The following is a 19342-nucleotide window of genomic DNA, read 5'->3' on the forward strand; positions in this document are numbered from 1 at the left end:
GCGTCATTCCGCCCCGTCGTCCCAGCGAAGACCCACCGCTCTTGACTTGACGGGAGTGTGGGCGGAAACGCTCGATCATGCTCCAGCGCTACATAAACTTCCGGCTGGTGGCGATCCTCGCCGTGGCGCTTCTGGTCAGCTGGATCGCTCAGGGGCTGACATACGCGGTCTTGCGCGAAATCTCGCCGCCCGTCGGCGCATGGGATTTGATCGACCGCGAAGTGTGGGTCGGCCGCCACCGCCGGATCATCGTGCATCTGACCCAGGCGCAAAACCTGCTTCTGCTGGTGGTGCAAGCCGCGCATCTCATTATCGGCCTAACGCTCGTCGTCACGTTCCTCGCCGCCATATGGACCTACGAGGAGCCAAAATCGCGCGCCGAGAGGACCATAAGGCCGCTCAGCCTTGACTCCCCCGCCGGACCCGAGGAAACCCCGCGTCCATGATCACCCGCTATTCCCGCCCCGAAGCCGCCGCCATCTGGTCCAGCCAGACCAAGTACAAGATCTGGTTCGAGATCGAGGCCCACGCCGCCGACGCCATGGCCGAGCTGGGGGTCATCCCCAAGCTCGCCGCCGAGACGATCTGGGAAAAGGGCCGCGACGCGGTCTGGGACAGCGACCGCATCGACGAGATCGAGCGCGTCACCAAGCACGACGTCATCGCCTTCCTGACCCACGTGTCGGAAATCGTCGGCCCCGAGGCCCGCTTCCTGCACCAGGGCATGACCAGCAGCGACGTGCTGGACACCTGCTTCGCCGTGCAGCTCAGCAAGGCCACCGACCTGCTGATCGAGGACGTCGACCTGATCCTGGCCGCCCTGAAGCGCCGGGCCCTGGAACACAAGATGACGGTCTGCGTCGGCCGCAGCCACGGCATCCACGCCGAGCCGATCACCTTCGGCCTGAAGCTGGCCGGCTACTATGCCGAGTTCCAGCGCGCCAAGGAGCGCCTGGCCATGGCCAAGTTCGAGATCGCCACCTGTGCGATCTCGGGCGCCGTCGGCACCTTCGCCAATATCGATCCGCGCGTCGAACAACACGTGGCCGACAAGATGGGCCTGGTGGTCGAGCCGGTCTCGACCCAGGTGATCCCGCGCGACCGCCACGCCGCCTATTTCTGCGCCCTGGGCGTGGTCGCCTCGTCGGTCGAGCGCCTGGCCACCGAGATCCGCCATCTGCAGCGCACCGAGGTGCTGGAAGCCGAAGAGCCGTTCGAGGTCGGCCAGAAGGGCTCGTCGGCCATGCCGCACAAGCGCAACCCGATCCTGACCGAGAACCTGACCGGCCTGGCCCGTCTGGTCCGTTCGGCCGTGACCCCGGCCATGGAGAACGTCGCCCTCTGGCACGAGCGCGACATCAGCCACTCGTCGGTCGAGCGCGGCATCGGGCCGGACGCCACGATCCACCTCGACTTCGCCCTGCGCCGCCTGGCCGGGGTGATCGAGCGCTTCAACATCTATCCCGACAACATGGCCAAGAACCTGGACAAGCTGGGAGGCCTGGTGTTCTCGCAGCGGGTGATGCTGGCCCTGACCCAGAAGGGCGTGTCGCGCGAGGACGCCTATGCCGCCGTGCAGGGCAACTCGATGAAGGTCTGGCGCGGCGAAGGCCGGTTCATCGACTTCCTGAAGGCCGACCCGGTCGTGTCCAAGGCCCTGTCGGACACCGAGCTCGAGGAGCTGTTCGACTACGGCTACCACACCAAGAACGTCGACGTGATCTTCAAGCGGGTCTTCGGCGAGCAGGCCTAGAGGTTGCGCCCAGTGGCCCGCAAGGCAGGCTTTCCGGCGGTCGTCGACGCAAGCACCCGCGTCCTGATCCTGGGCAGCCTGCCGGGCGAGGCCTCGCTAGCCGTCGCCCAGTACTACGGCAATCCGAGGAACGCCTTCTGGCGGCTGATTGAGGGCGTGCTCGGCGCATCGCTCGTCCCTCTGACCTACGAGGAGCGGCTCGCCGCCCTGCTCTCGCGCGGCGTGGGCCTGTGGGACGTGATCGCCGAGGCCGAACGCCCCGGCAGCCTGGACGCCGCCATCCGCGATCCGGCGGCCAACGACCTGGTCGCCCTGATCGACAGCCTGCCTGCCCTGCGGCTGGTGGCCTTCAATGGCGGCACGGCGGCCAAGCTGGGATCGCGCCTGATCGGCGACCGCGTCACCACCCTGGCCCTGCCCTCCTCCAGCCCCGCCCACGCGGCCCGGAGCTTCGCGGAGAAGGCGGAGGCGTGGGGGCAGGTTCAGGAATGGCTCAACCCGGAGCCCTCGCGCCCTTCCAGTTGATCACGTGATAGACCGCGTTCGTCGTCCCGATATTGCGCAGCGCATGCGGGCTGTTCGACGCGTTGAAGATCACCCCGCCGGGGCCGACCTTCTTCCACACGCCGCCCGACAGGGTCTCGACCTGGCCCTCGCGGATGATCACCAGCTCCTCGTTCGGGTGGGTGTGCGGCGGGTGCGAGCTGGTTCCGGGCTTCAGCGTGGTGACGTGCAGCTCCAGCTCCTCCAGCGTCGCGGTCGGGCCCTTGGCGACCTGGGCGTAGGTTCCCACGTCGGTGTCGTGCGGCTTCATCTCCTCCCAGGGCCAGACCGAGGGGCCGATCAGGGCCGGCTTCGGGGCCTGGGCGACGGCGACGCCCGCCAGGGTCAGGACAGCCGCGCCGGCGGCGATCGCGAGGTCGCGCTTGGTGATCTTCATGTGGCTGTTCCTAGAAGGTGTAGGGCTTGCGCTGCGGACGGCTCAGCAGGGCGTTGGCGGCGTCGTCGCCGATGAAGCGCTCGGCCTTGGGGTCCCAGTGCAGCCGTCGGCCCGTCTTCATGGCCGCGTGGTGCAGCAGGCAGGTCGAGCAGGCGCGGTGGCCGATCTCGATGGGAGCCGACGGCGGCTCGCGGCTGCGGATCGAGTCCAGCCAGTCGCCGTGCTGCTCGGTGCTGCGGCGCAGGTGGATCTCGTTCGGACCGATCACGCTGTCCAGGATCTTCGGATCGCTGGCCGCCAACGCCGGGGTCGGCTTGGCGCCGAAGCTGGGGTCGCTGGAGGTGACGGGGGCGTCGCGGGCGACGAAGATCCAGCCCTCGGTCCCGATGAACTTCACGCCGTTGGGGAAGTCGCCCGAGATGTCCATGGTCACGCCGTTGGCGTAGCGGGCGTGGGTCAGGAACTTGCCGTGCACGTTCCACAGGCCGCTCTTGGGGAACTCGGCCGAGCCCCAGATCTCGACCGGACCCGAGTGCTCCATGTCCATGCCCCAGTGGGCGGTGTCGACGTGGTGCGCGCCCCAGCCGGTGATCATGCCGGCCCCGAACTGCTCGCAGCGCAGCCAGCCGGGCCGATCGAACGAGGCCTGCGGGTGGACCCGCAGCTCGGTGTAGTAGGCCTCCGGCGTCGAGCCGAGCCAGGCGTCGTAGTTCAGGTTCGGCGGCACGGGCATCTGCGGCGCCTCGGGACCCGACGGATCGCCTGGCAGGCCGACCTCGACGTGCTTCAGCGCCCCGATCCGGCCGTTGCGGACCAGCTCGCAGGCCCGCAGGAACTGCGGCCAGGGCTTTTGCGAGCGCTGTTGCGAGCCGATCTGCAGGATGCGGTCGGTGGCGGCCACCGCGTCGCTGAGATAGCGGCCCTCGGCGATGGTCAGCGACGCCGGCTTCTGCAGGTAGACGTCCTTGCCCGCCCGCACGGCGTGGACGCCCAGGATGGCGTGCTGGTGGTCCGGCGTGGCGATGATCACCGCGTCCAGGTCCTTGTTGGCCAGCAGGGCGTGATGGTCGTCGTAGGCGAGCGCCCCGGCCCAGGTGCGGCCGAACTTCTTGGAATAGGTCTCGTTGACCAGGACCTTGCCGGCCTCGAGCCTTTTGGAGTCCAGGTCGCAGACCGCCAGGATCTGGGCGTGGTCGTACTTGAAGGTCTCGGCCATGTCGTGGCCGCGGGCGATGCGGCCCACGCCGATCACCCCGACATTGATCCGGTTGCTGGGGGCGTTCTGGCCGAACACCGTGGAGGGCACGATCGTCGGGAAGGCCACCGCGGCGGCCGCCCCGGCCTGCAGGACGTGACGACGGGAAAGCTTGCTCATGATCCCCTCCCCGCTCAGGCCGTGACCGGCCGGGTGGCGGTCTTCTGGGCGGTCAGCACCAGTTCGGCGGCCAGCAGGGCCTGGTCCTGGTCCTGGGCGACCGAGGTGCGCTCGACGATGTCGGTGACGAACTGCGGGCCGAACGGCAGGACGACCTGCGAGCAGTCGATGTAGCGGGCCTGCTTCTTGTCGACGATCAGCAGGTGGTTGCCGCCGGGCCGGCCGGTGGGGTCGACGTACTTGCGCAGCTCGATGTAGCCCTCGGTCCCCAGCAGGAACAGCCGGCCGTCGCCCCAGACGCCCAGGCCGTCGGGGGTGAACCAGTCGACGCGGACATAGCCCGTGCCGCCGTCGCCGACGGCGGTCATGTCGCCGAAGTCCTCGAACTTCGGATGGTCCTTGTTGGCCAGGTTGCCGGTCTGCGACGCGACCACCTTGGCCGTCTTGCTGCCGGTGTAGAACAGGAACTGGTCGGCCTGGTGCGAACCGATGTCGGTCAGGATGCCGCCGTAGCGGGCCTTGTCCCAGAACCAGTCGGGGCGCCCGGTCCCGATCCGGTGCGGGGCCAGGTTGACGGTCTGGACCACCTTGCCGATCGCCCCGGCCTGGACCAGTTCGCCGGCCTTGACCGCCGCCGGCACTTCCAGCCGCTCGGAATACATGATCGCGTACTTGCGGCCGGTCTTCTTCACCGCCGCGCGCACCTGGGCCAGCTGTTCCAGGGTGATGATGCCGGGCTTGTCGGCCAGATAGTCCTTGCCCGAGGCCATGACCCGCAGACCCAGGGGCGTGCGCTGGTCGGGGATCGGGGCGGCGGCGACCAGCTGGATGGACTTGTCCTGCAGGATCTCGTCCTCGCTGCGCGCCAGGGGCACGTCGCCGAACTGCTTGCGGAAGTCGGCGATCTGCTTGGGGTCGGTCGCCAGGAACGAGACCAGCTCGCCGCCGCCCCGCTTCACCGCCGCCGTCATGCTCATGATGTGGTAGTGGTCCAGGCCGATCACCGAGAAGCGGATGCGGTGCTTGGGCGTGGGGTCCATGCCCGGCGCGGCGACCTCCTGAGTCGCGCCCTCATAGGACGCGCCTTGGGCCGGGAAGGCCGACGCCGCGCCGGCGAGTCCCGCCGCCAGCAGAAAGCCGCGCCTGTTGGCCAGATCCTTCATGTCGTCCTCCCGGATGTGGCGGCTTTGGCCGCCTTATGCGTCCACCCATGGTCTGACCATGAGCAGCGAGTCATCAGACCATTGAATTCGCCGGAAGGAAAACGCTTTCACGGCGGGCGCCGCATCAGTCTCTTAGGGCCAGCCTCCACATTACAATGTTTTCATCTGCGCCCGTCCGGCATCTAGGGCAGCATCGAGGTTTGGGGCTGTTTCAGGACCACGTCATGCGCAACATCCTGCTGGCCGCCGTTTCGGCGCTCGCGATTTCATCCACCGCCGCCTTCGCGGCCGATCCGCCCATGAAGCCGATGTACGGCGACTGGGGCGTCGACCTGACGGCCGGCGACAAGTCGGTCTCGCCCGGCGCCGACTTCGACAAGTACGCCAACGGCGCCTGGGCCGCGCGCACCGAGATCCCCGCCGACCAGGGCTCGGCCGGGGTCGGCTACGACGTCTACAACCGCTCGCAGGACCAGCTGCGCACCCTGATCGAGACGGCCGAGCCCTCGACCCAGATCGGCGCCCTCTACAAGAGCTTCGTCGACGAGGCCAAGGTCGAGGCGGTCGACGACAAGCCGCTGAAGGCGGACCTGGCCAAGATCGCCGCGATCAAGACCAAGGCCGACTTCGCCGTCGCCATGGGCCACACCCAGGGCGGGTTCGGCAGCGGGGTGTTCTCGCTGGACATCTATCCAGACGCCAAGAACCCCGAGATCAACACACTGTATATCGGCCAGGCCGGCCTGGGCCTGCCCGACCGCGACTACTACCTGACCGACGGCTTCAAGCCGCAGCGCGAGGCCTACACCGCCTTCGTCGAGCGCGCCCTGAAGATGGCCGGCTATCCGGATCCGGCCAAGTCGGCCGCCGACGTGTTGGCCTTCGAGACCAAGATCGCCAAGGTCAGCTGGGAGGTCGCCGAGCGCCGCGACATCGACAAGACCTACAACCCGACCACCGTGACTGAGCTGAACGGCTACGCGCCCTTCCCCTGGTCGCCCTATCTGGCCGCGGCCGGCATGCCGGGCCTGACCAATGTGGTGCTGGGCGAGAAGACCGCCGTGCGCGACATCGCCAAGGTCTATGACGAAACGCCGCTGGAGACCCTGAAGGCCTGGCAGACCTTCAACGTGATCGCCGAGACCTCGCCCTACCTGTCCAAACGCTTCGTCGACAGCCGCTTCGAGTACATCAAGGCCCTGACCGGCCAATCGGCCCTGCGGCCCCGCTGGAAGCGCGGCGTGCAGCTGGTCGACGGCAGCCTGGGCGAGGTGGTCGGCCAGACCTACGTCGCCAAGTACTTCCCGCCCAGCTCCAAGGCCCAGATGGTCGAGCTGATCGCCAACCTGAAGACGGCCATGGCGGCGCGGATCCAGAAGGCCCCGTGGATGAGCCCGGCCACCAAGACCGAGGCCCTGACCAAGCTCAGCAAGATGCAGGTGATGGTCGGCTATCCGGACAAGTGGCGCGACTATTCGGGCCTGAAGCTGGACGTCAACGACCTGTACGGCAACGTCACGGCCAGCCGGCGCTTCGAGTGGGCCTACACGCTGAGCGACCTGGGCAAGCCGGTCGACCACGGCAAGTGGGGCATGACCCCGCAGACCGTGAACGCCTACAACGGCGGGCTGGAGAACAAAATCGTGTTCCCGGCCGGCATCCTGCAGGCGCCCTATTTCGACCCGGCCGCCGACCCGGCGGTGAACTACGGCGCGATCGGCGCGGTGATCGGCCACGAGATCAGCCACGGCTTCGACGACCAGGGCCGCAAGATCGACGCCACGGGCAAGCTGCGCGACTGGTGGACCGCCGAGGACGCCAAGCGCTTCGACGCCCAGGCCGACGTGCTGGGCAAGCAGTACGACACCTATGAGCCGGTGCCGGGCAGCAAGATCAACGGCAAGCTGACCATGGGCGAGAACATCGCCGACCTGGCCGGGCTGCAGGTGGCCCTGGACGCCTACCACGCCTCGCTGGGCGGCAAGCCGGCCCCGGTGATCGGCGGGCTGACCGGCGACCAGCGCCTGTTCCTGGCGTTCGCCCAGTCCTGGCAGGACAAGTCGCGCCCCGACTCGCTCAAGCAGCAGATGGCGTCGGACCCACACTCGCCATCGTCGTTCCGCGTGGTGGGCCCCACCCGCAACGTCGACGCCTGGTACGCCGCGTTCGGGGTCAAGCCCGGCGACACCTACTACCTGGCGCCGGAAGCCCGGTCGCGGGTCTGGTAAAAAGCAAAAGGGCCGCCCCGAGGGGCGGCCCTTTCAGCATCGAAAGCTCGAAAGCCTTATTCGCCAGCGGCGATTTGGCCGCGGGCCAGGGCCAGCAGCTCGTCCATCTTCCGACGGACCTCGCCCTCGCCGACATTGACGCCCGAGCCCTTCAGGTCGCCGGCGACCTTGCGCAGCACGTCTTCGTCGCCGGGCTGTTCGAAGTCGGACTTCACCACGGCGCGGGCGTACTCCTCGATGGTGGCCAGGCCCATCAGACCGGCCGCCCATTCGCCCAGCAGACGGTTGCGACGGGCGGTCGCCTTGAATTCCTGTTCCTGCTCCAGCGCGAACTTGCGTTCGAAACCCTGTTCGCGTTCGTCGAAGGTGGTCATGAAAGCCCCAATAGTCTCTGAGCCGGCTGCATATCCCGTGGCGAGCCGCCCGGCAATCGTAAGCAACGCCGCATCCTCGCCGATCCGCTCACAATCCCGCCGATCCGACTAGGGCTGTTTGCGCCAAGGGCCGCGTTCAGCTAGTTTCGAGACGACATTTTTCGTGAGCGGCCTTGAGTCGAACGCCGCGCGCAGCTATCCGCCGCGCGCGCTTTTCGTTTCTCCGGATCTTTCCGGGACAAGGGGCGCGCCGCAACCAGAAGGGCCTCGACGAGAGCCATGACCACCCGCCGCAAGAAGATCTACGAAGGCAAGGCCAAGATCCTGTACGAGGGCCCCGAGCCGGGCACCCTCATCCAGTACTTCAAGGACGACGCCACCGCCTTCAACGCCCAGAAGAAGGCGGTCCTCGAGGGCAAGGGCGTGATCAACAACCGCATCAGCGAGTACATCATGACTCGCCTGAACGGCATCGGCGTGCAGAACCACTTCATCCGCCGCCTGAGCCTGCGCGAGCAGCTGATCAAGGAAGTCGAGATCATCCCGCTCGAGGTCGTGGTGCGCAACATCGCCGCCGGCTCGATCGCCACGCGCCTGGGCCTGGCGGAAGGCACCCCGCTGCCGCGCTCGATCATCGAGTTCTACTACAAGGACGACAAGCTGGGCGACCCGATGGTCTCCGAAGAGCACATCACCGCGTTCAACTGGGCCGCCACCCAGGAGATCGACGACATGATGGCCATGGCCCTGCGCGTGAACGACTATCTGTCGGGCCTGTTCAGCGGCGTCGGCATCACCTTGGTGGACTTCAAGATCGAGTTCGGCCGCGTCTATGAAGGCGACTTCAGCCGCGTGATCCTGGCCGACGAGATCAGCCCCGACAGCTGCCGGCTGTGGGACACCGCCACCAACGAGAAGATGGACAAGGACCGGTTCCGCCGCGACCTGGGCAATGTCATCGAAAGCTACACCGAAGTGGCCCGCCGCCTCGGCATCATGAAGGAAATGCCCACCGTCATCCAAGGCGGCGTGCACTAGCAGATCAAGCTCCTCCCCCTCTGGGGGAGGTGTCGCCAAAGGCGACGGAGGGGCGCGGCCGCACGTCGGTTCCCCCTTCCCCGATCCACGGGTGAGGAGAAGAAGTTGAAAGCCAAGGTTCAAGTGTTCCTCAAGCCCGGCGTCCTCGACGTCCAGGGCAAGGCCGTCGAAGCCGCCCTGCACGGCCTGGGCTGGGCCGACGTGTCGGGCGTGCGGGTGGGCCGCACCATCGAGTTCGACCTGACCCAGACCGACGCCGCCAAGGCCGAGGCCGAAGTCAAGGCCATGTGCGACAAGCTGCTGGCCAACACGGTCATCGAAAGCTACCGCGTCGAGATCGCCTGACGGTCCTGGCCGGTTCGCCCAAGGAACGAGCGCCCTCCTCCGGAGCGGCGCTTTTTCTTTGTCTGGACCTTCCCTCCAAACTTCGCCGCACCATGTTCGATCAAACCGGCGGAGGGATCCCATGAGCGCGAAGTTCGAACTGGCCCAGGTCAATATCGGTCGCCTGCACGCGCCGGTCGATCACCCGATGATCAAGGACTTCTTCGACAATCTCGACCCGATCAACGCCCTGGCCGAGGCCTCGCCCGGCTTCGTCTGGCGGCTGAAGGGCGAGGGCAACAACGCCTCCGATCTACAGCCGTTCGAAGATCCGTTGATGGCGATCAACATGTCGGTCTGGACCGACATTCCGTCGCTGGGCGCCTTCGTCTATCGTAGCGGCCACATCCAGTTCATGCGCCGCCGCCGCGAGTGGTTCGAGCACATGGACCTCTACATGGTGCTGTGGTGGGTACCGGCCGGCCATCGGCCGACGATCGACGAGGCCAAGGAGAAACTGGCGCTGCTCGAGGCCAACGGTCCAACGCCCGACGCCTTCACCTTCAAGATCCCCTTCCCGGCCCCGGACGAGGCGAGCGTGGAGCCGGTGCTGGACGAGTGCGCCTAGCGGCCATCTGAACGCTTCGCCCGTCCGTGAGTTGTTTCAACAGGGCCTCGCGCCCTGGCTGGGACAGTGTGATGGGCGTAGGCCGCAGGGAGTTCCTCTTGGGATCCGGCTTGGCGATGGCCGCCGGGTCGGCCCTGGCGCGACAGGCCGCCGTTCCCGCGCCGCCCAAGATACCGCCGGGCTCTTACCCCGGCCCGGCTTCGCCCGTCGGCTCTGCAAAGCCGACACCGCCGACCTCGTACCCCAAACCAGCGCCACCGACCTCGTACGCCAAGCCCGGCGCCGCGCCCGCGACGCCGACCCCCGCGACCGCGCCGTCCGGCGCGCCGCTGCCGCCGGTCGACTGGGCCGTCGTGAAGGCCCAGTTCCAGACCGCGCCGGACGAGATCAACATGAGCGCCATGCTGATCGCCACCCACCCGCTGCCTGTGCGCCGGGCTATCGACCAGTTCCGCCGCGAGCTGGACTGGCGGCCGGTGACCTATCTGGAGGACAACAACCGCCGCCTCCAAAGCTACAGCCGCGCCGCCGCCGGCCGCTATCTGGGCGTCGCCGGCGACCAGGTGGCCCTGACCGACAGCACCACCCTGGGCGCGGCCCTGGTCTATGGCGGACTGAAGCTGGCCTATGGCGACGAGATCGTCACCACCAACCAGGACTATTACATCACCCACGAAAGCCTGCGGCGGGCCGCCCTGCGCAACGGCTCGGTGGTGCGCCGCATCGACCTGTTCGACAGCATCGAGACGGTGTCCGAAGCCCAGATGGTCGCCCGGCTGATGGCGGCGGTCACCCCGCGCACACGGGCCTTCGCCCTGACCTGGGTGCATTCCAGCACCGGCCTGAAACTGCCCCTGGCCGCCATCTCCGCCGCCCTGGCCCAGGTGAACGCCACGCGCCAAGAGCCCGAGCGGATCATCCTGGCGGTCGACGGCGTGCACGGCTTCGGCAACCAGGACGCCACCCTGGCCAGCCTGGGCTGCGACATCTTCATGGCCGGCTGCCACAAGTGGCTGTTCGGTCCGCGCGGCACCGGCGTCATCGCCGCCAACACCCTGGGCTGGCAGCGGATGCGCCCTTCGGTGCCCAGCTATGTCGACAGCGCCGCCTGGACCGCCTGGATCAACAACGCGCCCTTGCTGGAGAACAACGACGGCCCGCTGATGTCGCCCGGCGGCTTCAAGGCCTTCGAGCACCTGTGGTCGATCCCCGTGGCGATCGAATTCCACGAGAAGATCGGCAAGGCCCAGGTGGCCGCCCGCACGGCCGAACTGGCCGAGCAGTTGAAGGCCGGGCTGTCGCTGATGCCCCATGTGCGGCTGGTCACGCCCCGCGATCCCAGGCTGTCGGCCGGCATCGTCTCGTTCGACGTCCAGGGCCTGTCGACCGACGCCGCGGTCGCCACCCTGCGCCGCCGCCGGATCATCGCCTCGGCCGCCCCCTACGCGATCCCTCACGTGCGCCTGACGCCCAGCTTGATGAACAGCCCGGCCGAGGTGGACCTGGCCCTGGCGGAAGTTCGCGGCTTGGCGAGCGTTTAAGGGCGAAGCGCCGCTGACATCCTCCGCGAACGGTGCTACAGGCCCGCGCCATGAAAGCCGCCGTCGTCGTCTTCCCCGGTTCCAATTGCGATCGCGACTGCAAGGTCGCCATCGAGCGCTCCGCCGGAGCCCGCGTTGAAATGGTCTGGCACCAGGAGACGGTCCTGCCGGACGACCTGGACCTGATCGTCCTGCCCGGCGGCTTCTCCTACGGCGACTACCTGCGCTGCGGGGCCATGGCGGCCCAGAGCCCGGTGATGCGCGAAGTGATCGCCGCCGCCGACAAGGGCGTCGCGGTCGTCGGGATCTGCAACGGCTTCCAGGTGCTGTGCGAGGCGGGCCTGCTGCCCGGCGCCCTGCTGCGCAACGAGAAGCTGAAGTACATCTGCAAGCCGGTGGCCCTGGACGTGGTCAACAGCCAGACCCGCTTCACCGCCAGCTTCGGCGAACAGCGCCAGGCGGTGATGACTGTCGGCAATGGCGAGGGCAACTTCTTCGCAGACGAAGAGACGCTGAACCGCATCGAGGGCGAAGGCCAGGTGGTGTTCCGCTACCAGGACAATCCCAACGGCTCGGCCCGCGACATCGCCGGCATCATGAACGCCGGCGGCAACGTGCTGGGCCTGATGCCCCACCCCGACCGCTCGTTCGACCCGGACCTGGGCTCGGAAGACGGCGCGATCCTATTCCGCAGCATCTTCGCTTCGGCCTGATCTCGCCAACAAGCCGTTGTCATCCCGGACGAGCGCGAAGCGCGAAGATCCGGGACCGACGCGTGAACTCAGCGCTTCCGGCGGTCCCGGATCGGCGGCCCTTCGGGCCTTGTCCGTGATGACAACCGATAGAGAGCCTGACGCTAAGGCTTGGGTGGCACCAGCGCCCACACGCCGTCCTTGCGGATCACCCGAGTCGTGCGCCAGGCGGACGGCGGCAGCTCGCCGGCCAGCAGTTCGCCATTCCTGTCGCGATACTTCGGCGACAGCACCTTCAGCTGCAGCACGTCGTCACTGAGCCAGACCGGATCGCAGGCGTAGTCGGCGTCGATCGCCTGGCTCTCGAACTTGCCGTCCCGGTAGTCGACGATATCGACGCCGTTGAACTCGTTGATCAGGCTGTCGTCGCCGACGGCGGCGATGGACCTGCCGTTGGGCGAGGCGATCGGCGGGCCGCCCATGTCGACCGATTGGCCGCTGCGCGGATCGATCAGGCTCCAGGCCAGGTCCTCGTAGCGCATCACGAACACCACCTCGACGCCCGACCGCGCCCAGCCGCCCAGATATTCGTACTCGGCGCCGTCGTCGCTGTCGCCGTCGACCATCTTGGTCTTCAGCCGGACCTTGCCCAGGGTCAGAACCTTGCCGTTGCGCTTGACCCGCCCCTGGGAGGCGGCGATGGCCTTGGCTTCGTGGCCCGGCACGCCGACGCTGAGGCTTTCGCCGGCGTTCCCGCGGCCGTGACACCGTCGGTTGGCGTAGTTGTCACTCAGATCCAGGTCCGCCGCCGCCACGTGCCCCGCGGAGGAAGCCGCAACCAGGACGGCCATCAGGGCGACGCCCGCCGGGAAAGCTCTACGCATGCACCACCACCCACTCGTCAACGCGCCCTAAGGAGCATGCGGCCATCGCCGGCTCAAGTCGCGACGCCGATCAGTGTTATATTATAGCGCCCGAAGAAAACCGCTCCTAAGCTTCCGCCATCATTGGGGAGCTTTCCATGAGTCTTGCATCCACGCTCCGCGCCGGCCTGCTGGCCGCCGCCGCCCTTACCGCCTTCGCCACCGTCACCCACGCCCAGACCCCGGCTCTGACGCCCGACATCGACGGCAAATACGTCGCGCCCACGGCCGGCTACGACTACGACAAGCGCGTGGTCATGGTGCCGATGCGCGACGGGACCAAGCTCTACACCGTGATCGTGGTGCCCAAGGGCGCCAAGAACGCCCCGATCCTGCTGACCCGCACGCCCTACAACGCCGCCAAGCGCACCGCGCGCAACGACAGCCCGTCCATGCTGGCCACCCTGGCCGAGGGCGACGGCGTGTTCGTCCAGGCCGGCTACATCCGCGTCATCCAGGACATCCGCGGCAAGTACGGCTCGGAAGGCGACTACGTGATGACCCGGCCGTTGAAGGGGCCGCTGAACAACAGCGAGGTCGACCACTCGACCGACGCCTACGACACCATCGAATGGCTGACCAAGAACGTGCCCGAGACCAACGGCAAGGTCGGCATGCTGGGCAGCTCGTACGAGGGCTTCACCGTGGTGATGGCGCTGGTGAACCCGCACCCGGCCCTGAAGGTGGCCGCGCCGATGAGCCCGATGGTCGACGGCTGGATGGGCGACGACTGGTTCCACCACGGCGCCTTCCGCCAGCCGAACTTCGACTACTTCACCGGCCAGACCACCAAGCGCGGCGCCGGCGAGAGCGTCCAGCGCGGCGCCTATGACGATTACCAGACCTTCCTGAAGGCCGGTTCGGCCGGCGACTTCGCCAAGGCCCACGGCCTGGACGCCCTGCCCTGGTGGAAGAAGGTCAGCGAGCACCCGGCCTACGACGCCTTCTGGCAGGAGCAGGCCCTCGACAAGACCATGGCCAAGCAGCCTCTGACCGTCCCGACCATGTGGATCCAGGGCCTGTGGGACCAGGAGGACATGTGGGGCGCGGTGCACAGCTACGCCGCCGTCGAGCCCAAGGACGGGGCCAACGACAAGAACTACCTGGTGCTGGGCCCCTGGCGGCACAGCCAGGTCAATTACGACGCCTTCAACCTGGGCGTCTTCAAGTGGGACGGCGACACGGCCCTGCAGTTCCGCCGCGACGTGCTGCTGCCGTTCTTCAACCAGTATCTGAAGGACGGCGCGCCCAAGGCCGACACCCCGCCGGTGCTGATCTACGATCCGGGCCAGAACCACTGGGATCGCTACAAGTCGTGGCCTCAAGGCGGGACCAAGGCGCTGTACCTCGAGCCCAACGGCGGCCTGGGCTTCAGCGCCCCGGCGGCCGCCAAGGGTTCGGCGGCCTATGACGAATATGTCTCCGATCCGGCCAAGCCCGTGCCCTACATCCCGCGCCCGATGCAGTTCGGCGACCGCAGCCGCTGGACGCCGTGGCTGGTCACCGACCAGCGCAGCGTCGCCGACCGCACCGACGTGCTCAGCTACGTGTCCGAGCCCCTGACCGCGCCGCTGAAGATCGCCGGCGTGCCGAAGGTCAACCTGACCGCCTCGACCAGCGGGACGGACAGCGACTGGGTGGTCAAGCTGATCGACGTCTTCCCCGACGAGGTCCCCAGCCAGCCCGAACTGGGCGGCTACCAGCTGGCCGTGGGCATGGACATCTTCCGCGGCCGCTATCGTGAGAGCTTCAGCGATCCCAAGGCGCTGAAGCCCAATGCGCCGCTGAAGTACCAGTTCATCCTGCCGACCGCGAACTACACCTTCCAGCCGGGCCACCGGATCATGGTGCAGGTGCAGTCCAGCTGGTTCCCGCTCTACGACCGCAACCCGCAGACCTTCGTGCCCAACATCTTCTTCGCCAAGCCGGCGGACTATGTGAAGGCGACGCAGCGGGTCTATCACGCGGGAGATACGGCCAGCTTCATCGAGCTGCCGGTGGTGGGGAACTAGTCCTTCCCGCGTGGAGGAACCAACGAAAAGGGCCGGMGGCTTTCGCCTCCGGCCCTTCCTTCATTCACGGAGCGGGGTGGTCGTCAGCGGTCCTTCCGCTGCTCTCCCTGATCGGCCTGGCCGCCGGGGTTGCGGCCCTGTTCGTTCTGCGGCTGGCGGCTCTTGTCGCCCTGCTGTTGCTGCTGTCCGGGCGACTGCCGCTGCGGGTCGTTCTGTTGCTGTTGGGGATTACGGGTTTGGTCGCCCATGAGCGTTCTCCTTTTACAGCGCGCCACGTTGCGCACGGTGAAAGAACGGCTCGGGATTCACCGTGTTCCTCCGGCGAAGCTGCCTTAGTTCCGGCTTAGCTTTTGAATCTTCACCGGATTTTCGATGATCTGCCCCTTCATGTAGGGGTCGTCGGCCTTGGTGACGGTGGGGGCGTTGTGGATCTTGCGGACCACGTCCATGCCCTCGACCACCTTGCCGAACGCGGCGAAGCCCTGGCCGTCCTTGTTGCGGGCGCCGCCGAAATCCAGGGCCGGATTGTCGCCGATGCAGATGAAGAACTCCGAGCCCGCCGAGCCCGGCTGGTCACGCGCCATCGAGATCACCCCGTCGGTGTGCAGCACGCCCGTGACCTTGGTCGTCTCGTGGGCGATGGCCGGCAGCGGGCTGTCGTCGCGGTTCAGCCCGCCCTGGATGACGCTGATTGTGGCGGGGTTGTTGTCGTTCTTCGGCGAGACCGTCCGGTAGAAGGCGCCGCCGTCCAACAGATGCTGGTCCGCATAGGCCAGAAAATTGGCCACCGTGATCGGCGCCTTGTCCGGATAGAGCTCGATGACGATCGGCCCCAGGTCCGTGACCATCCGCACCCGGACAGGCGCGGCCCCCGCGGCGGTCAGCGGCAGGGCGGCGGCGAGCGCCAGCAGATGGCGGCGGGAGATCATGGGGCGGCTCGCTTCACGTCGGTGTGGATGAAGTCATTTCCCTTGAAGAGCAGCGGTTCGTCCAGGGACTTGGCGAGGGCGTAGGCGAAACTGTCGCCATAGTTCAGATCGGCGCGATGTCGCCCCTTGCCGTAGATGCGCCGCGCCTCGACTGCCGCATAGGCCTGCTCCGCCGTGACCGGGATGATCTCGATCCTCAGACGCGCCAAGTCTCGATTGAGCAGGCCAACACCATCGATCGCACTCACCCGGCGGAGATAGACCTCGGCCGCCTCGACATACGAAGCGGCCGACATCCGGCGACGCTTGGCGCGCAGCAGCATCACATAGAACAGGTCGAATTCCGATTCTCTCAGCGCGATCGCCAGCAAGGCCGAGGTATCGACAATCATCCGATGGGTTGACCGTGCTCGTCATAGAGTTCGGCCTCGATCTCCCGCCAGTCGCGCGGATCCAATACCGGGCGAGCCTTAAGTTCGGCGAAGAACGCCTGCTTGGCGGCCTCTTCTGCATCCGACAAGGCGTAGGGCTCCGAAAGCCTGGCGACCTTCTCGACCAGGGCCTGATGAATCGCTTCGGTCAAACTTTCCCCCGTGGCGTCCGCGACCTGGCGAGCCAGCGCCTCGGTCTCCGCGCGCTTGATGCTTATGCCCATTCTAGAACCACCTTTGACGTTTCTAGAATATAGCGGAATCCCCCCGGCCGCGCTAGAAGGCCCGCCCATGAGCACCTCGCCCTCCCCCACGAAGTCCATGGCCGACACGGCCCGTGAATTTGGCCTCAACGCGGAGGAGTACGGCGTCGTCCTCGACCGCCTGGGCCGAGAACCCAACCTGGTCGAGCTGGGGGTGTTCTCGGTGATGTGGTCCGAGCACTGCTCGTACAAGTCGTCGAAGAACCAGCTGAAGAAGTTTCCGATCACCGGTCCGCGGGTGATCTGCGGCCCCGGCGAGAACGCCGGCGTGATCGACATCGGCGACGGCGACGCCATCATCTTCAAGATGGAGAGCCACAATCACCCCTCCTACATCGAGCCCTACCAAGGCGCGGCGACGGGCGTGGGCGGCATCATGCGCGACGTCTTCACCATGGGCGCGCGGCCGATCGCCCTGCTGAACGCCCTGCGCTTCGGCGAACCCGACCACCCCAAGACCAAGCGCCTGGTCGACGGCGTCGTCTCGGGCATCGCCGGCTACGGCAACTGCGTGGGCGTGCCCACGGTCGCGGGCGAGACGAACTTCCACAAGGGCTACAACGGCAACATCCTGGTCAACGCCATGTGCGTGGGCCTGGCCGACGCCGACAAGATCTTCTACTCGGCCGCCCCCGGCTCGGGCCTGGCCGTGGTCTATTTCGGCTCCAAGACCGGCCGCGACGGCATCCACGGCGCGACCATGTCGTCGGCCGAGTTCTCGGAGGATTCCGAGGAGAAGCGCCCCACCGTCCAGGTCGGCGACCCCTTCGCCGAGAAGCTGCTGATCGAGGCCACGCTGGAGCTGATGGCCACCGGCGCCGTCGCCGCCATCCAGGACATGGGCGCGGCCGGCCTGACCTCCTCGTCGGTCGAGATGGCCGGCAAGGGCGGGGTCGGCATCGAGCTGAACATGGACATGGTGCCCCAGCGCGAAACCGGCATGAGCGCCTACGAGATGATGCTCTCGGAAAGCCAGGAGCGCATGCTGGCGGTGCTGAAGCCCGGCCGCGAGCAGGAAGGCCACGCCATCTTCGAGAAGTGGGGCCTGGACGCCGCCGTCATCGGCTACACCACCGACACCGGGCGCCTGGTGCTCAAGCATCACGGCGAGACCGTCTGCGACGTGCCGCTGGCCCCGCTGTTCGACGACGCGCCGCTGTATGACCGTCCCTGGGTCCAGCCGACGCTGCATCCCCATCTCGACCCGGGCAAGATCGCCGCCCCGGCCGACTGGAACGCCGCCGTGCTGAAGGTGGTCGGCAGCCCCGACATGGCCTCCAAGCGCTGGCTGTGGGAGCAGTACGACCGCCACGTGATGGCCGACACCCTGGAAGACAGCGCCACCGGCTGCGACGCCGGCATCGTGCGCATCCACGGCAAGGGCAAGGCCATCGCCGTGACCAGCGACGTCACCCCGCGCTACGTCCAGAACGACCCCTACGAGGGCGGCAAGCAGGCCGTCGCCGAAGCTTGGCGCAACCTGACGGCCGCCGGCTCGCTGCCGATCGCCATCACCGACAACCTCAACTTCGGCAGCCCCGAAAAGCCCGAGACCATGGGCCAGATCGTCCGCGCCACCGACGGCATGGCCGAGGCCTGCCGGGCGCTGGACTTCCCGGTCGTGAGCGGCAATGTCAGCCTCTACAACGAGACCAACGGCGTCGCCATTCCGCCGACCCCGACGGTCGGCGCGGTGGGCCTGATCGACGACTACGACCTGCGCATGGGCTTCGGCAACGTGGCCGAGGGCGACACCCTGGTGCTGATCGGCGAGACCCACGGCGAGCTGGGCGCCTCGATCTATCTGCGCGAGATCCTGGGCCGCGAGGACGGCGCCCCGCCGCCGGTCGACCTGGCCGTCGAGCGCAAGAACGGCGACTTCGTGCGCGGGCTGATCCCGACCGGCCTGGTCGCGGGCCTGCACGACCTGTCGGACGGCGGCCTGCTGATCGCCGCGGCCGACATCGCCCTGGCCAGCAAGGTCGGCGTCACCCTGAACGCCACCAGCCAGGCCCACGCCCACCCCTATCTGTTCGGCGAGGACCAGGCCCGCTACCTGGTCGCCACGCCCGACCCGGACGCGGTGCTGGCGGCGGCCAAGGAGGCCGGCGTCCACGCCATCGTGGCCGGCGTGGCGGGCGGCGAGGCCTTCGCCTCGACCGACCTGTTCAGCATCCCGCTGGAAACCCTGCGCACGGCCCACGAGGCCTGGCTGCCGGGCTTCATGGGCGCCGCCTGACCTAGACGGGCGTCATCAGGCGGACATAGACGCACCGCACACACCGGAACCAAGGAGCCGCATCGCGCGATGCGGCTCCCATCCCGCCTTCTCGGAGTTTGGCATGCGTAAGTTCTCGATCCTCGCCGCGGCGAGCTTGGCCGTCAGTCTGATGGCGGCCTGCGCCCCCTCGGCCCAGGCGCCTGCCCCCGCCGCCCAAAGCGCTGACGCCTCGTGCGCCCAGCGCGGCGGCTCGATGCAGCCCGTCGGCCGAATGCAGCGCCCCACCTGCGTCGTGCCCTATGCCGACGCCGGCAAGACCTGCTCGGACAAGGCCGACTGCCAGGGGGCCTGCATCGCCGAGGGCAATCTGGAAGCCCAGGGCGCCACCACCGGCCAGTGCCAGAAGACCAACGTCCAGTTCGGCTGCTACGCCAAGATCGTCGGCGGCAAGGCGACCGGCGCGATCTGCGTCGACTAGGCGCCGTCTAGGGCGTTGCAACCCTAGGC

Annotated in this window: 21 protein-coding genes; 12 read left to right on the plus strand and 9 right to left on the minus strand. The window is 67.6% G+C overall.

Going from position 1 to position 19342, the window contains the following annotated elements; all coding sequences use genetic code 11:
• Nucleotides 1-77: 77 nt before the first annotated feature.
• The 3 genes from AC1DYP_RS00895 to AC1DYP_RS00905 are packed head-to-tail and all read left to right on the plus strand — an operon-like array spanning nt 78 to nt 2278.
• On the plus strand, nt 78-446 hold the full coding sequence (locus AC1DYP_RS00895; RefSeq protein ID WP_477044723.1) for a hypothetical protein: 369 nt from the start codon (nt 78-80) through the stop codon (nt 444-446).
• Nucleotides 443-1753, plus strand: a complete 1311-nt coding sequence (gene purB / locus AC1DYP_RS00900) for an adenylosuccinate lyase (RefSeq protein WP_477044724.1) — start codon at nt 443-445, stop codon at nt 1751-1753. Before AC1DYP_RS00895 ends, purB begins: the two co-directional genes overlap by 4 nt.
• Nucleotides 1754-1765: 12 nt before the next feature.
• Entirely contained in the window at nt 1766-2278 is a 513-nt protein-coding gene (locus tag AC1DYP_RS00905; RefSeq protein WP_477044725.1) for a DNA-deoxyinosine glycosylase, read from the plus strand.
• Here the strand turns inward: AC1DYP_RS00905 and AC1DYP_RS00910 are convergent.
• From AC1DYP_RS00910 to AC1DYP_RS00920, 3 genes are read right to left on the minus strand one after another with little or no spacing between them, the layout of a single operon-like run.
• A complete protein-coding gene (locus tag AC1DYP_RS00910; RefSeq protein ID WP_477044726.1) occupies nt 2247-2693 on the minus strand; it encodes a cupin domain-containing protein in 447 nt (148 codons plus the stop codon). The two genes, AC1DYP_RS00905 and AC1DYP_RS00910, sit on opposite strands and share 32 nt — an antisense overlap.
• 10 nt (nt 2694-2703) lie before the next feature.
• Nucleotides 2704-4068 (minus strand): Gfo/Idh/MocA family protein, encoded by a 1365-nt coding sequence (locus AC1DYP_RS00915; RefSeq protein WP_477044727.1) that lies wholly within the window; start codon nt 4066-4068, stop codon nt 2704-2706.
• A gap of 14 nt (nt 4069-4082) precedes the next feature.
• A complete protein-coding gene (locus tag AC1DYP_RS00920; RefSeq protein ID WP_477044728.1) occupies nt 4083-5231 on the minus strand; it encodes a Gfo/Idh/MocA family protein in 1149 nt (382 codons plus the stop codon).
• A 224-nt stretch (nt 5232-5455) separates the two neighbouring features.
• Here AC1DYP_RS00920 and AC1DYP_RS00925 point away from each other — a divergent pair, with 224 nt between their 5' ends.
• The gene (locus AC1DYP_RS00925) at nt 5456-7459 is read left to right on the plus strand and encodes a M13 family metallopeptidase (protein WP_477044729.1); all 2004 of its coding nucleotides are present in this window, start codon (nt 5456-5458) and stop codon (nt 7457-7459) included.
• Nucleotides 7460-7515: 56 nt separating this feature from the next.
• On the opposite strand, the gene AC1DYP_RS00930 is transcribed toward AC1DYP_RS00925, so the two are convergent.
• Entirely contained in the window at nt 7516-7833 is a 318-nt protein-coding gene (locus AC1DYP_RS00930) for a DUF1476 domain-containing protein (protein WP_477034681.1), read from the minus strand.
• Nucleotides 7834-8112: 279 nt separating this feature from the next.
• Here AC1DYP_RS00930 and purC point away from each other — a divergent pair, with 279 nt between their 5' ends.
• From purC to purQ, 5 genes are all read left to right on the plus strand, one after another.
• On the plus strand, nt 8113-8871 hold the full coding sequence (gene purC, locus AC1DYP_RS00935) for a phosphoribosylaminoimidazolesuccinocarboxamide synthase (RefSeq protein ID WP_477044730.1): 759 nt from the start codon (nt 8113-8115) through the stop codon (nt 8869-8871).
• 105 nt (nt 8872-8976) lie between these two features.
• Nucleotides 8977-9216 (plus strand): phosphoribosylformylglycinamidine synthase subunit PurS, encoded by a 240-nt coding sequence (purS, locus tag AC1DYP_RS00940; RefSeq protein WP_056756332.1) that lies wholly within the window; start codon nt 8977-8979, stop codon nt 9214-9216.
• A gap of 121 nt (nt 9217-9337) precedes the next feature.
• Nucleotides 9338-9823, plus strand: coding sequence for a DUF3291 domain-containing protein (locus tag AC1DYP_RS00945; protein ID WP_477044731.1), 486 nt, complete (start codon nt 9338-9340; stop codon nt 9821-9823).
• Nucleotides 9824-9921: 98 nt separating this feature from the next.
• Nucleotides 9922-11364, plus strand: coding sequence for an aminotransferase class V-fold PLP-dependent enzyme (locus tag AC1DYP_RS00950; protein WP_477044732.1), 1443 nt, complete (start codon nt 9922-9924; stop codon nt 11362-11364).
• A 50-nt stretch (nt 11365-11414) separates the two neighbouring features.
• Nucleotides 11415-12077, plus strand: a complete 663-nt coding sequence (gene purQ, locus AC1DYP_RS00955) for a phosphoribosylformylglycinamidine synthase subunit PurQ (protein ID WP_477044733.1) — start codon at nt 11415-11417, stop codon at nt 12075-12077.
• A gap of 143 nt (nt 12078-12220) precedes the next feature.
• Here purQ and AC1DYP_RS00960 read toward each other — a convergent pair whose 3' ends face one another.
• On the minus strand, nt 12221-12940 hold the full coding sequence (locus tag AC1DYP_RS00960; RefSeq protein ID WP_477044734.1) for a hypothetical protein: 720 nt from the start codon (nt 12938-12940) through the stop codon (nt 12221-12223).
• Nucleotides 12941-13077: 137 nt separating this feature from the next.
• On the opposite strand from AC1DYP_RS00960, the gene AC1DYP_RS00965 reads away from it, so the two are divergent.
• Complete coding sequence (locus AC1DYP_RS00965; RefSeq protein WP_477044735.1) at nt 13078-14991, plus strand: CocE/NonD family hydrolase; 1914 nt, start codon at nt 13078-13080, stop codon at nt 14989-14991.
• Between the two features lie 83 nt (nt 14992-15074).
• On the opposite strand, the gene AC1DYP_RS00970 is transcribed toward AC1DYP_RS00965, so the two are convergent.
• From AC1DYP_RS00970 to AC1DYP_RS00985, 4 genes are all read right to left on the minus strand, one after another.
• Nucleotides 15075-15239, minus strand: a complete 165-nt coding sequence (locus AC1DYP_RS00970) for a hypothetical protein (RefSeq protein WP_477044736.1) — start codon at nt 15237-15239, stop codon at nt 15075-15077.
• A gap of 84 nt (nt 15240-15323) precedes the next feature.
• Nucleotides 15324-15920 carry a peptidylprolyl isomerase gene (locus AC1DYP_RS00975; protein ID WP_477044737.1) on the minus strand — a complete coding sequence of 199 codons (597 nt, stop codon included), beginning with the start codon at nt 15918-15920 and terminating at the stop codon, nt 15324-15326.
• Nucleotides 15917-16312: a type II toxin-antitoxin system VapC family toxin gene (locus AC1DYP_RS00980; RefSeq protein ID WP_477044738.1), complete on the minus strand. Its 396-nt coding sequence runs from the start codon at nt 16310-16312 to the stop codon at nt 15917-15919. The genes AC1DYP_RS00975 and AC1DYP_RS00980 overlap by 4 nt, the downstream gene beginning before the upstream one ends.
• Complete coding sequence (locus AC1DYP_RS00985) at nt 16309-16575, minus strand: type II toxin-antitoxin system VapB family antitoxin (RefSeq protein ID WP_477044739.1); 267 nt, start codon at nt 16573-16575, stop codon at nt 16309-16311. Before AC1DYP_RS00985 ends, AC1DYP_RS00980 begins: the two co-directional genes overlap by 4 nt.
• A 67-nt stretch (nt 16576-16642) precedes the next feature.
• On the opposite strand from AC1DYP_RS00985, the gene purL reads away from it, so the two are divergent.
• Nucleotides 16643-18853: a phosphoribosylformylglycinamidine synthase subunit PurL gene (purL, locus tag AC1DYP_RS00990; RefSeq protein WP_477044740.1), complete on the plus strand. Its 2211-nt coding sequence runs from the start codon at nt 16643-16645 to the stop codon at nt 18851-18853.
• Between the two features lie 103 nt (nt 18854-18956).
• Nucleotides 18957-19313 (plus strand): hypothetical protein, encoded by a 357-nt coding sequence (locus AC1DYP_RS00995; protein WP_477044741.1) that lies wholly within the window; start codon nt 18957-18959, stop codon nt 19311-19313.
• The last annotated feature ends 29 nt before the right edge of the window (nt 19314-19342 follow it).

Source organism: Caulobacter sp. P1_D6 (assembly GCF_056406095.1).